The sequence below is a fragment of the Methylobacterium mesophilicum SR1.6/6 genome, assembly GCF_000364445.2.
Lineage (GTDB): Bacteria > Pseudomonadota > Alphaproteobacteria > Rhizobiales > Beijerinckiaceae > Methylobacterium > Methylobacterium mesophilicum_A.
This window is the reverse complement of record NZ_CP043538.1, coordinates 2,303,050-2,315,003: the sequence shown is the minus strand read 5'-3', so window position 1 is coordinate 2,315,003 and position 11,954 is coordinate 2,303,050. Positions and strand designations below refer to the sequence as shown.

The following is an 11,954-nucleotide window of genomic DNA, read 5'->3' as shown; positions in this document are numbered from 1 at the left end:
CCGTCCCGCCGCGATCGGCCCTGGCTGCGCGGCGCGGCGCGGCCACTCGGCTCGACCGGGCGCGTTCTGCGACGAGCTTACCGCAAGCTCGGCCTTTCCACCACGCCGAGCCGGGGCGGCGGTTATGGCGGGGTGTCAGCTCGATCCCGCGCCCGGCCATTGATAGTCGCGGAACTGCTCCCGCAACGCCGTCTTCTGGATCTTGCCCGTCGCCGTGTGGGGGATCTCCTGCACGACGACGATGTCGTCGGGCAGCCACCATTTGGCGATGCGCGGACGCATGTAGTCGAGGAGATCGGCCTTGTCCGGCGTCCGGCCATCCTTCGGCACGATGACGAGCAGCGGGCGCTCATCCCACTTGGCGTGCGCGATGCCGATCACCGCCGCCTCCGCCACATCGGGATGCCCGACCGCGAGATTTTCAAGCTCGATCGAGGAAATCCATTCGCCGCCCGACTTGATCACGTCCTTGGCCCGGTCGGTGACCGTCATGTAGCCGTTCGAATCGATGGTGGCGATGTCGCCGGTGTCGAAGAAGCCGCTCTCGTCGAGGATCGGATTCGCGTCGCGGAAGTAGGCATTGGCCACCGCTGGGCCGGCCACCTTGAGGCGACCGAATGTCGTGCCATCCCACGGTACATCCCGGCCCGCATCGTCGGTAAGGCGGAACTCCACGCCGAAGGGCGGGTAGCCCTGCTTCACCTTGAGGTCGATGCGTTCCGAGCCCTCCAGATCCGAGACTTCGGGCTTCAATGCGCAGAACGAGCCGATCGGGCTCATCTCTGTCATCCCCCAGGCATGAACCACCGTGACGCCGTAGTCGCGCTCGAAGCGCTCGATCATGGCGCGCGGGCAGGCTGAGCCGCCGATAAGCACGCGCCGCAGGCAGGTCAGTTTCGCCCCCGTGGCGTCGAGGTGCTGGAGCAGTCCCAGCCAGACGGTCGGCACCGCCGCCGTCATGGTGACGCCGGTCTCCTCCAAGAGCGCATGCAGCGATGCGCCGTCGAGACGGGGACCGGGCAGCACCAGCCCGGCACCCGCCATCGGGGCCAGAAAGGCCAGCGACCAGCTGTTGGCGTGAAACAGCGGCACGACCGGCATCGCGACGTCGCTGCTCTTGAGCCCCAGATAATCCGCGCCGTTGTTCACCAGGGCGTGGAGCACGTTCGAGCGGTGCGAGTAGAGCACGCCCTTCGGATTGCCGGTCGTGCCCGACGTGTAGCAGAGGCCCGCGGCAGCATTCTCGTCGAGGCGTGCCCAGGTGAAGTCCGCATCCGCCTCGGCGATCCACTCCTCGTACGGCACGGCGTTGCGCAGGGGCGTCGCGGGCATATGCGCGGCGTCGGTCAGGATGACGAAGCGCTCGATGCTCGGCAGGGCCGGCGCCATCCGCTCGATCAGCGGCAGGAAGGTGAGGTCGAGGAGGAGTATCCGATCTTCCGCGTGGTTGATGATGTAGGTGATCTGCTGTTCGCTCAGGCGCGGATTGACCGTGTGGTAGATCGCGCCGATGCCGGTAATTCCGTACCACGCCTCCAAGTGGCGCCACGTGTTCCAGGCCAGCGTCGCGACCCTGTCACCCGGCCGGATGCCGTCGCGGTCCAGCCGCTTCGCGAGTTGCCGCGCCCGGGCGTGGATCTGGGCGTAGGTCGTGCGATGCATCGGCCCTTCGACGGAGCGGGAGATCACCGCCCGGTTCGGGTGCTGGGCCCTGGCATAGTCGATGATGCGGTGGATGAGCAGCGGCCAGTCCTGCATCAGGCCGATCATGGCGCATTCCTCAAGTGATCAATTCTGCTGGCGACCGGTCTTCATGCCGGTTCGGCTCGGGCGCTACGCCCGTCAATGTCGAGCTTAGGCCATTTTCATGCGGCGGGGAGGGGGCGTTCGCGGGCGATGGTGTCGCCGAGCCGCGACCCTCGCCGTGAGAGGCCTCGAAAGCGCCGAGTGATGGTCTCACGAACGCGCGGACCTACATCGCGAGATGAGTACGCCGCGCCGGCCCGGATCGGCAGCCGCCGTGTCTAAACGGCACAGGCAATGAAAAACCCGCCGAGTCAGAGACTGAGCGGGCCATGTCCGGTGGCTGGGGGACCTGGATTCGAACCAGGACTAGAGGAGTCAGAGTCCAGTGTCGAAGCCAATGTTTTCAGCTACTTGGCTCGAAAAACAGCGGCAAACCGGTCACTGACAGATAAGGGTTTTCTCCGCTTTTCGACAAACCCTCCGGAGCCTAAAATAGCGCAAATCAGGGGGAGGGCGCTACCTCGCTGAATCCGTTAGATCTCGCGCGATACGCAGGCGGGCATGGCCACCAACCCCACCGTCTCCGAGCTGCGCAAGGCCGCCGAGATCTCCGATGAGGAGATCGATGCCGCGGTCGACGCGGTGCTGGCCGATCTTGCGGCCGAGGCCTATCCGCTCGCGAAGGGTTGGACCCTCGACCTCGTCGAGATGCTCCGGACGAACGAGCGCGCGGCCGAGGCGCTGAAGACCGACAACGCGGCCTGGAAGCGGAACATGGTCCGGACCGCGGTCCTGCTGGCGCACCCGGTGAAGGGATGAGCACGGACGAGCCCGACCCGGTCCCTGAGGCCGCGGAAGCGCTCCGGCTGCTCGGAAAGAAGGTCGAGCCCTGGAGCGACGATTTCGCGCTCTGGCTGGTCGACGGCGAGACGCTGACCGACAGCGACCTTTTGGCTCTGGCTATCCGTCTGGGCGTGATGGACTCGCCGGGGACGCTGCAATAGCCCGCCGGCATGCCTACCGAACCGCACGCTCCGGTCCGAGGCCTCGCGCTGAAGGCCCTACGCGCGGTGGCGGCCAATCCCGGCGGCCTCCGGCTGCAGGCTCACCCGTCCGTCATGCCGATGCTGGTCGAGATGGGGCTGGTTGAGTCGCGCGTGACCCGCGGCCCAGGACGCACGCGGTCGGCGTGGTACTTGACGCACGCCGGTCGCTACCTGCTGTCCCAGCTCGGGCGGCATGAGGTGCGGGCGGATTAGCTGTGACCGATGAGCAGAAGGGCTACCTGCAGGCGCTTTCGGATGTACGCGCCTGGCACCGCTGGCAGATCGGGCAGGCGCTCGGCGACGTCAGGGCTACGCTCGCCCACGAGAGCGCGATCGCGTGGCTCGACGAGTTGGTCGCCACGAAGAAGCGGCGCGCGGTGGAGGATGAAGCGGAGAGATGTGGGGGCAGGGCGCAATTTTGAAACTCGGCAGGCTAGGCGTCCGGCCCCTCAGGCGGCTGAAGCAAGCTCGCCCAGCACGCAACTTCAGCCTGTATCAAACTAGCATCACGGTCTCGATAACTCGCTCGGGAACCTTGCCGAACTAACGCCGCCTCGCCTAATTTAATCCCCACAGATTTACGCCAGGTGAGACGATGTCCATACCATCTGAGACAATGCCGGCATTTTTTGTTGATCTGGCGACAAATTGTTCCAGCACGAATAACATATCAAAATTGACTTTCGTTAGGACAGTTTTTGACACCGATCCAACAGGTGTTTCAACGAACCAGCCGACGGTTCAGCTCGTGATGGGCAACGATGTGCTCCTGAATTTGTACGCTTTCCTCGAAAGCAATGTGCAAAGACTTCTCGGGGATGGGGTGTATTCTCAATCCGATATTGACAATGCGCGAAAGGCAGCTGGCACTGGTGGGCCGCATGCCAACTGATATCCCGAATAGATCAACAGGCGGCGCCAACTATTCTAGCTCGTCTACGCAGCAAGGCGGGTTTAAACCCTATACAACAATATCTTCGCGGGCATCTTCCTCGTATCTCGGGAGCCAGGACGCAATGCCATCACGAGCGGGCGACGGTGATACTGGCCGCTTTAGCGTATCGGGAGTGATAGTCGCAACGGCAGGCTTATTAATTGCCGGCTTGGTGGGTGTAGTTTGGAGCAACCTATCGGGCGATGTAGGAGAGCTAAAAAAAGACCAGAAAGAAATTGTCCATTCGATTTCTGAAAGTAAGATTGATATCGTCAGAAGCGTTACTGGAGTTGAGAAACAAATCGTGCAAACCAATCAGAAACTAGACGATTTCATTGCTGAGATGCGAAAGCGGCGTTGAAAAAGGCCCCCGCTGCGGTGAACGGGTCCAGCTCTTCGGATGCGGCGCCTGGGGGAGAGCACGGCCACCTGAAGAACGAACCTTGACGCCACTGGGCAGAGAAAGGCGCCGCGCGACGGTGCCGGCACGGCGAGGTGCGTCCGGGCAGACGCTCGACTTGGCCGTGCCAGGAGGTGACGGTGGGCACGAGGTTGGCGGGTGAGGGGATGGCTGGAATAGGCAGTCCGCTTAAGGCAACGCTCGCAAAGCTCTGTGCTCAGATGTATGCAAGCGGTATGCAACATTGAGACTAATCGCCCTGCATGGCGAGATACGCTCGACGCGAGCAGTGCGGAAATGAAGGGTGGAATGGGAGCGAGCCGATGACCGAACGTGCTGGTCCGTTCGATCGCCTTTTTTCGCACTTGCTCGGCCGGGCAAGCGATGGGGCAGAAGGCTCGCCGGACAAAACGACCTTGAACGAACTCAAGAAGATTGATCGCGACGATATAAATCGCCGATCTGAGGTCAGGAAGGAGCTGGAGGATGGCGCAAGGCCAAAGCGAAGAAAATTCCGTTTATGATTTTTTTTACGTTGACACAAGAAGAATTGCTCAGTTCTCAAGCCAGTTCAATCAATATGGGCATCTCACTGGTCTGACACGTAGTGTTGCGGAAACCTCCTCTGGTGGTGGTAGTGTTGGAGTTTCAAATACTAAAGTAGATAAGTCCAAATCTGAGCAGGTCGGACAGACAAGGCAATTTGATCCACAATGGCTAAATCCATTGTCGTTTTTGGAGGAAGCCGAAGAAAGAGGCTTGGTCAATCGCGGCCTCGATGAAGCTCAGATGGGCAAGTTCGTTATTACACAAGGTCAGATGCTTATATATGATGTTGAGATGCTCCGACACTCTTGGGAAAAACCTGCCATCAAGAAACTGATGAAGAGCTCGATGGATGACGAGCCACAAGGCAATCGATCAGAAAGGCGTGCTGCCGCAAGGAATCAGTCAAACGCCACGGCATCGAATCTTGACGCTCTTCTAGAATTATTGAGCATCATGCCGCATGGTTTACAAATGAGAATGTTGGGCACCGATGTAAACGTTTGGTGCAGTCTTGAAAGTCAATTTGTCACTGGAAAAACATCTGATCTAATATTGAAGCACGGAGCTATCATAAACGGCGAATGGAACATGCTAGGTATCTATGATGCCTACCCGCATGACCCGGATCAAAAATACGACAACGATCGCGAAGAAGCAGATATCGCCGGAGATGTGGCAGGCAGCTTTGTCGGTCAGCTGGCAGCCCGTATTGGAATCATGGCGCGCAATATGGGCGGCCGACCAGGGGGTGCTCACGGCATAACTCCTCTTCTAATCTTTCGAGAAGTCACCGCCTGACCGCCGCCCGGCCCCGCCCCGATCTGCTCACGGGGCGGGGGAGCGTCCGATCTCACCAGCGTGTGAGCCGAGCCGATACGCAACGCGAGTAGCGGATCAGGATGCCCAATAGTCACGATATTTCCCGCACCTGGTCTGCCAATCCGCAGAGGCTGCCCTGCAACTTCTCGCCGTGGCTACCTCCCCAATCCGGTCATTGGTCTTCGTACAAGATCGCAGACACGCATATTCAGGTTAAGCCCAATTTTGCAGCTATTTGACATCTATAGAATTCATCTTCGTACAGGAAAATCCGAGCTTGTCAGTGCTCCGTAGGCAACACACTGCGTAGTAATTACTTATCATGAACGGAGAAGCATCATTTATCGTGCTTGGCAGGTAATTGGAGCTCTGATATCGCTCAGATCAGTGTAGGCGCGCCGTATAAGCGTCTCATTGGGGGCGAGGTGATGATTAAGTACAAAAAGGCGATATGTGCGGCTATTGGGGCAGTCATACTTAGCCTTCCGTCTGCAGCAAGGTCCGACGACACTTATAATTTCAGCATTACGACATTTGACGGTGGAAATATTTCCGCCTTCGGCAGTTTCGTTTCCAACGAGAATTCGGTAATTACGTCTGTAAATGGCACGGCAATTCTTGGATCCTATACATTTAGCTTGGGGAATGTGGCTTTTGGTAATATTTATAATTCTGGGTCGTCTGGATCAAGCTCAATGCTTGCTGGGTTTGTGACAAATGGGATTAGCAATCCTGGAGCGACCGGCGGAAACATTGTAATTCAGTCGGACACTATCAATGTTTCTCAAAATTCAATTAGCGGAAACATCAATATTCAGCAAGCATACCATCAGACCAACGGCGTCGAGGATGGGTATGTGACCGACATCGCCGGTTTCTTCCAAGCGGTGCTGGCTCCGACCGGCGGTAGCGGCTCAGGGGGTGGCGCCAACAGCGGTGGCGCTCCATCGCCAGAGGTGAACGCCTTCCTCGGCCTCGCCTTGGTCGGTGGCACTGTCGCCTTCCTGCGACGCAGGCGGACTGAGTCTGCGGCTTAACGCGAACTAGCTACGGAGGAGCACGAAAGAGCCCGCCGCGGCGAACCGGGCGGGCTGAGGTAGTCTCGTCTTGGGAATGACTTAGCAGGGATTATCGCCCGGCTGCCGCTGAATCATCCCGCAAATGGGGGATGATTTGCACGAAAAAGCCCCGCGCGGCGGTGCCGGCGGGGCGAAGTGGCTCAGGGAGGAAGACTGGGCTGTCGCAAGCGGCGGGCCAGCTACGGTGGCCCCTGCATCTGCTGCGCAATCCCCGCGATGATGACGCCGATCAGCACGCCGATCCCGACGTACATCAAGGTCTCGCCGGTATGGGTCCAAAGCATCAGGCGCCTTCGTCTGGCGCGGGTGGCATGGCGATGCCGTGCTGCAGGCAGAGCCGTTCGAGCTGCTCCGCGTAGGCCATCCACCGATCGCGGTCCCGTTCCGCTTCAGCAAGGCGCTCGCCGCTTCGACCGGCGCGGTCGGCCAGTTGAGCGAAGTCTTCCGCGCGTTTCTCCCGAAACTCTTGAAGCACGTTGGCCAGATCGGATGCGGTCTGCTGTGCCGCCGAGATCCCGGCGGGCGCAGCCGGCATGAACGCATAGATCGCCTTGCTCAACAGGTTCATGCGCGGTTACCCCTCGGCTTCGGAGGCGGGGCAGGCTCCCCGCGACGCCAGGCTGCAAGCGCATCGTCCAAGTCGCTCCGGAGATTCGAAACCACGCCCCGCAGCTTTGCGATTTCCGCGCTCTGCTTCTCGATCTGACCACCCTGTTTCTCGATCACCTGGATGAGCTGAACGCGCTCGGCCTGGAGCTCACGCACCAGGATCTGGAAGCCGGAGATGCTCGTCAGCTCCGTCTGCGCCTCGACCGCGTTGGCCTCAGCCTTGTTCTTCGGCCGGGTCGCAAGCCACGTGAAGAAGGCCCCGACGATACCCGCGAACGCCGAGATGGCAGTCGTGACGAGCGGTCCCCAATCCACAATCAGCCCCTGTCATCGCGTGCCGCACCGAAGATTCGTGTGATGGTGAGGATGGCCACCGTGGTCGTGACGGCGGCGGTGAGGCCGAGGATCACCACCTTCAGGCGGTAGATCGCGATGAACACGGTGGCGGCGCTCACCAGGAAATCGACGCCGATCAGTAGGAACATCGCCCCGTAGATCGAGCAGGCGTTGGCGCTCATCGTGAGATGCGACCAGCGCCGCCACATCAGGGTCACGCCGATCGCCAAGCAGGCCACGGACGTCGTGGACCATGCCGAGACGAAGAGCATCATCATGATGGGGTCGGAGGCGAGCGCGTAGGCGCTGGGTCGGTAGTGCCCGACGCCGAGCGCGCCGAGGATCCAGGTCAGCCAGTCGCTCATGATCCGGACACCTCGATGTCGAACTCCGCCACCGGATCCGTCCACTCGCGATTGGCGCAGTGGGAGACGATCGAGACGGAGACGTGCCAGAGGCCGGCGCGCACGGAATCGGGCAGCGGGTTGTCGGGCGCGACGTTCGGGTAGGCGCGGACCTCGTCGAGCACGGTGGGCCGGCGCACGGTGACCACGGCTGGCGACACCGGGTCGGCGCTCTCGAAGACGGTCACCACCTCGCCCGCGCAGGCCTCGTGGCGCTCGAAATCGTACACGTACCGATACCGGCCCTTGTAGGGGACACGCATCACTGGATGCGGCGGGCCCTGGCCCTCGATCCGGACGTTGCTCGCAGTGATCACCGCGTTGCGGCCGGACAGAGCCTGCACGACGACGACACCCACGCCGAGCGCGATGATGCTGATGCCGGCAACGTTGGCCCAGATCGCCCAGGCCTTCGCCAGGAACGACAGGATGCGATCTCGCGGCATTGACCGGTTCCGATGGTGATCAGCGGGCGCCGCAGGCGGAGCGGATGGCGGCGTTGTGATAGCGGAGCTGCCGACGGGTCTCCGCCGTGTCCTGACGCGAGTAGAGGATGACCTTGGCCACCTCGCACAGGCGGGCGACCGGCACGGCGGAAGCGGGCGGCAGATCGCAGTGCAGGATCGCGAGCCCAAGGGCGAAGCCGACGCAGGTCATGTCCCGTCCTCGGGTCTCAGGTCGCGGGGATCGTCGTCGTTGTCGGCGGCGGCATCGCCGGCGGCCCGGGCCTTCGCCTCGGCAGCCTCGGCCGCGGCGGTGGAGGCGTTCGCCTGCCTGGACGCGCCGAGATCGCGCTGATCCTGATCGTGACGCAGGCTGTCGACCTCCTTCACGATGACGTCCGAGAACGTCCGCGCTAGGAGGCCGAGCAGCGCACTCAGCAGGGCTGAGAAGCTGAACATCACCCGATGAGCCGGACCGGATCAGCGGTGGTCGCGCCGATCGCCGTGGGCGTGGTGTGCGCCAGCGAGGCGTCAGCATCTTGCGGGAGCAGCGCGATGATGTGGTCGCGGATCGCCGACGTGCCGCCCACCCACTTGATGAACCATTCCGGCGCATGGGCAACGGCATAGTTCAGGGCGTTGGCCAGCACGGTGCTGCGCACGTCGACCGACAGCTTCATGCCCTCGGCGGCGCCCTGGACCGTGTTGAACCCGAAGGCGATGGCGCGCTCGACGAGCTGCTGGGTGAGGATGCCCTTGATCACCGAGCCGACGGCGGCGGGCAGGCGGCGGCAGGCGAAGGCGATCAGGCCCATCACCAGCGAGACAACGATTTCCTGGATGCCGGCGGCGTAGGAGGCCAGCCACGTGCCGAGCGGCACGGTGACCACCGCGGTGTCGGTCGCGGGCTGGGCGACCGTGGCGGAGGCCTCGGCGGCATGGGCCGCCAGCGGGATCAGGGCCGGCATGGAGGCGAAGGCGAGCGCGCATGCGAGCGCGCCGCTGCGGAGGAAGCGGGTCATGTCGGGACTTTCGTTTCGGGATGCGCGGCGGGCCCGGCCGGCTCGGGTCGAACTCATTCCGGAATGGAATGGGTTGGTCGTCAGCCTCCGAAGAACGGGGCGACGAACTTGCGCCAGATCCAGTTGCCGATGCTGAAGCCGGCTGGCTGGCGGTACTTCACCGGCGGCAGCTCGGGCCGCGGCGGCAGCGGGCGTGGCTCGACGGGCTTCTCGTCATCCATCACGCCACCTTGTCGTGCGCGCCGCACTGGCAGCCGCCCGGGTGCAGCTCGCCCATCCGTGCGGTGATGGCCTTGATCCAGTCCGCCTTCACGCCCGCGTTCCTGCCCGGGCAGCGCTTATGCGTCGTCTTCGGATCGCCCGCAGCGTCCTTGAAGGCCACGAAGCGCTCGCCGCCCATCACGAACGTCTTGCGCTCGGATCCGGACTGCTGATGAGCGTCCTCGAACGCCTTGCGCGGGACGATAACGCCCTTCTCCAGGGTCCACGTGTCGAGCACATGCTCGATCGTCTCCCGGGCCAGGACGTCGCCCTCGGCCGCGGCCTTGGCCAGCGCGGCGGGATTCGCCGGCACGCAGCAGGGCGAGCACTCGTACAGCTCGGCCTCGTGGATCATGTAACCGGGGAAGAAGTAGCCGCCCTGCTGATCGTCCGGCACCTCTCGGCGCTCGATCGACAGCGGCATGAAGCCGATGGAGCAGGCGCGGATGCTGCCGGCCTGGAAGTGCACGTCAAGGCGGTCGGCCATGACGTCGCCCTTCACCAGGGTCAGCGTCCCCTCGGTGCGCTTCGGCCGGCCGCCGAGCGACTTCTCCAGATCAGACCACGTGCCCACCGGCGGATCCCCGGCGCGATGTGACCAGGGCGCGACCGGATTCTTCTCGAACTCGGAGGTGTTCAGCCCGGCCTGCACGACGATGTCGCGATCGCGGTCCTCGACCTCGGCCGACATCACGAAGCGCATGGTGCGCGCCTCCTTGTCGTACCGAGCCTTCGCGAGGCCGGACGGCGCAGCCTTGATGATCACGCCCGAGTCCCGGGCGAACTGCTTGCGCTCGACGCCGCCGTAGCCGCGCGAGTTGAGGTATTCGTCGATCGAGACGTTCTTGCTCGCCATCAGGCCGCTCCTGTCGCGTCGTAGGCGAGCCGCAGGGCGGCGCCCTTGCCCGCGTTGTTGTCGGGGCTCTCGCCCTGTCCTGCGCCCGGCTGCGTGGGGTTCTGGCCAGTGCCGGCCTGGATGACCCGGCCGTCCGCGTCGATCAGGCTCATGTTCACCGGCACCATCCGCTGGTCGCCGCCGGCCTTCAGCGGATTCCAGCGGAACGGCAGCACCTCGCGCAGCTCGTCGAAGGTGCCGAGTCCGTTCTTGGCCGCCATGTCGACGAGCTTCGACAGCGCCTCCAGATCGGTCGCCATGAGCGCGACCTGGTCAAACTGCGGCGTGTACTTCGGCCACTCGGCGCGCGGCAGCAGCGAGAGCCGGAAGCTCTCCTGGATCCCGTGCGACATTGGGTGGAGACAGTCGCTGTAATACTGGCGGTTCATCGCCGCCATGTTGTTGTAGGCGACGGCCTCTAGAGCGAAGATCTTGTGCGGCGGGCAATTCATGAGCCCGCACACGCGCATGATCTGCTGGTTGAAGCTGTCCTTGCTCTCGGCCTGCTGCGCGTTGATGGCGATCGTCTTCGCCTTCAGTCCCGCCTCCAGCAGGATCGGGTCACCGTTGGCGGTGGCCTTGCGCACGCGGTCGCTGAGCTGCTGCTTCAGGCGCCGGAACGCTGCGTCGCTCTTCTCGCCGGTGTCGAACGCCGTGTCGGTCTCGAACACGATCGGCTGCTTGCCGTCGTTGCCGAAGATGTTGGCTTGGAACTCCGCGATCGCCGAGACGAGGTCGAAGATCGGCGAGCCCAGCGCGAGGTTCGAGAGGCCATAGAGGCCGTCCCAGAGCCGCCCGCGCAGGTGCACGATCCGGTCGGCCGGCACCACCATGTAGGCGTCGCCGAGCTGCGCCTCCTCGAACATCGTGCCGGCGGAGATCTCGTAGAAGAGCTTCCCGCCGGTCGAGATCCGAGCCCGGCACCGCGCCGGCTGGATCGGGATGAGCTGCCGGACCGTGCCGTCGGTGGCGATGTCCTTGTAGGCGTAGGCGTTCTGCGCGAGCTCCAGGTGGAGCCCCATCATCCGCCAGAACTCGGACCACGTGTGCCACTCGTTCGGCCGGGTCATGAGCAGCATCGCGAACCAGTGCTGATCCGCGTCGACCATCGTCCAGCCGCGGCCGGCCCGGCGCCACAGCAGCATCTCGGCCTTGGACAGGTCGCGGGCCTTCACGTCCGCGCACTGGATCGCCAACGCGATGCCGACCGCGTCCCGGCCGTAGAAATAGCGGCCGCCGCGCGTGCCGAGGCCCAACAGGTCGCTGACATCGGACCAGCCGATCTCGTCCCAGCCCTCGGCGCTATCCGCGCGCACGGGCCCGGAAACGGTGGCCAGGTCCTGGGCAGTCATGCCCGATCGCTGCCACATCTCGGCTTCGGTCTCGGCCATCGGCGACCAATCGTTCAGAG

The 11,954-nt window shown here is 63.1% G+C and carries 19 protein-coding genes; 8 read left to right on the top strand and 11 right to left on the bottom strand.

From position 1 onward, the window contains the following. Window positions 1–135: 135 nt before the first annotated feature. Entirely contained in the window at window positions 136–1,770 is a 1,635-nt protein-coding gene (locus MMSR116_RS11045) for a long-chain-fatty-acid--CoA ligase (protein ID WP_010683110.1), read from the bottom strand. 537 nt (window positions 1,771–2,307) lie between these two features. Between MMSR116_RS11045 and MMSR116_RS11040 the strand changes: the two genes are divergently transcribed. From MMSR116_RS11040 to MMSR116_RS11005, 8 genes are all read left to right on the top strand, one after another. Beyond that, window positions 2,308–2,565 carry a hypothetical protein gene (locus MMSR116_RS11040; RefSeq protein ID WP_010683111.1) on the top strand — a complete coding sequence of 86 codons (258 nt, stop codon included), beginning with the start codon at window positions 2,308–2,310 and terminating at the stop codon, window positions 2,563–2,565. Further along, window positions 2,562–2,750, top strand: a complete 189-nt coding sequence (locus tag MMSR116_RS11035) for a hypothetical protein (protein WP_010683112.1) — start codon at window positions 2,562–2,564, stop codon at window positions 2,748–2,750. Before MMSR116_RS11040 ends, MMSR116_RS11035 begins: the two co-directional genes overlap by 4 nt. A gap of 9 nt (window positions 2,751–2,759) precedes the next feature. Beyond that, window positions 2,760–3,005 carry a hypothetical protein gene (locus MMSR116_RS11030; RefSeq protein WP_010683113.1) on the top strand — a complete coding sequence of 82 codons (246 nt, stop codon included), beginning with the start codon at window positions 2,760–2,762 and terminating at the stop codon, window positions 3,003–3,005. 2 nt (window positions 3,006–3,007) lie between these two features. Then, window positions 3,008–3,214 (top strand): hypothetical protein, encoded by a 207-nt coding sequence (locus MMSR116_RS11025; protein WP_010683114.1) that lies wholly within the window; start codon window positions 3,008–3,010, stop codon window positions 3,212–3,214. Window positions 3,215–3,673: 459 nt separating this feature from the next. Then, window positions 3,674–4,087, top strand: a complete 414-nt coding sequence (locus MMSR116_RS11020; RefSeq protein ID WP_158168838.1) for a hypothetical protein — start codon at window positions 3,674–3,676, stop codon at window positions 4,085–4,087. Window positions 4,088–4,449: 362 nt separating this feature from the next. Next, complete coding sequence (locus tag MMSR116_RS11015) at window positions 4,450–4,650, top strand: hypothetical protein (protein WP_158168836.1); 201 nt, start codon at window positions 4,450–4,452, stop codon at window positions 4,648–4,650. After that, window positions 4,613–5,473 (top strand): hypothetical protein, encoded by an 861-nt coding sequence (locus MMSR116_RS11010; RefSeq protein WP_010683117.1) that lies wholly within the window; start codon window positions 4,613–4,615, stop codon window positions 5,471–5,473. Before MMSR116_RS11015 ends, MMSR116_RS11010 begins: the two co-directional genes overlap by 38 nt. 449 nt (window positions 5,474–5,922) lie before the next feature. After that, complete coding sequence (locus tag MMSR116_RS11005; RefSeq protein ID WP_158168834.1) at window positions 5,923–6,531, top strand: hypothetical protein; 609 nt, start codon at window positions 5,923–5,925, stop codon at window positions 6,529–6,531. A 325-nt stretch (window positions 6,532–6,856) separates the two neighbouring features. Here MMSR116_RS11005 and MMSR116_RS11000 read toward each other — a convergent pair whose 3' ends face one another. From MMSR116_RS11000 to MMSR116_RS10955, 10 genes are all read right to left on the bottom strand, one after another. Further along, entirely contained in the window at window positions 6,857–7,141 is a 285-nt protein-coding gene (locus MMSR116_RS11000) for a hypothetical protein (RefSeq protein WP_010683119.1), read from the bottom strand. Then, entirely contained in the window at window positions 7,138–7,497 is a 360-nt protein-coding gene (locus MMSR116_RS10995) for a hypothetical protein (protein ID WP_010683120.1), read from the bottom strand. The genes MMSR116_RS11000 and MMSR116_RS10995 overlap by 4 nt, the downstream gene beginning before the upstream one ends. A 2-nt stretch (window positions 7,498–7,499) precedes the next feature. Next, on the bottom strand, window positions 7,500–7,883 hold the full coding sequence (locus MMSR116_RS10990) for a hypothetical protein (RefSeq protein ID WP_010683121.1): 384 nt from the start codon (window positions 7,881–7,883) through the stop codon (window positions 7,500–7,502). Next, window positions 7,880–8,368 (bottom strand): hypothetical protein, encoded by a 489-nt coding sequence (locus MMSR116_RS10985; RefSeq protein ID WP_010683122.1) that lies wholly within the window; start codon window positions 8,366–8,368, stop codon window positions 7,880–7,882. Before MMSR116_RS10985 ends, MMSR116_RS10990 begins: the two co-directional genes overlap by 4 nt. A 19-nt stretch (window positions 8,369–8,387) precedes the next feature. Continuing rightward, window positions 8,388–8,579, bottom strand: coding sequence for a hypothetical protein (locus MMSR116_RS10980; protein WP_010683123.1), 192 nt, complete (start codon window positions 8,577–8,579; stop codon window positions 8,388–8,390). After that, window positions 8,576–8,824: a hypothetical protein gene (locus MMSR116_RS10975; protein ID WP_010683124.1), complete on the bottom strand. Its 249-nt coding sequence runs from the start codon at window positions 8,822–8,824 to the stop codon at window positions 8,576–8,578. The genes MMSR116_RS10980 and MMSR116_RS10975 overlap by 4 nt, the downstream gene beginning before the upstream one ends. Continuing rightward, window positions 8,824–9,387, bottom strand: a complete 564-nt coding sequence (locus MMSR116_RS10970) for a hypothetical protein (RefSeq protein ID WP_010683125.1) — start codon at window positions 9,385–9,387, stop codon at window positions 8,824–8,826. The genes MMSR116_RS10975 and MMSR116_RS10970 overlap by 1 nt, the downstream gene beginning before the upstream one ends. 80 nt (window positions 9,388–9,467) lie before the next feature. Beyond that, a complete protein-coding gene (locus tag MMSR116_RS10965; protein WP_158168832.1) occupies window positions 9,468–9,608 on the bottom strand; it encodes a hypothetical protein in 141 nt (46 codons plus the stop codon). Further along, window positions 9,608–10,504 (bottom strand): HK97 family phage prohead protease, encoded by an 897-nt coding sequence (locus tag MMSR116_RS10960; protein ID WP_010683126.1) that lies wholly within the window; start codon window positions 10,502–10,504, stop codon window positions 9,608–9,610. Before MMSR116_RS10960 ends, MMSR116_RS10965 begins: the two co-directional genes overlap by 1 nt. Then, on the bottom strand, window positions 10,504–11,934 hold the full coding sequence (locus MMSR116_RS10955; RefSeq protein WP_010683127.1) for a phage portal protein: 1,431 nt from the start codon (window positions 11,932–11,934) through the stop codon (window positions 10,504–10,506). Before MMSR116_RS10955 ends, MMSR116_RS10960 begins: the two co-directional genes overlap by 1 nt. Between the last annotated feature and the right edge of the window lie 20 nt (window positions 11,935–11,954).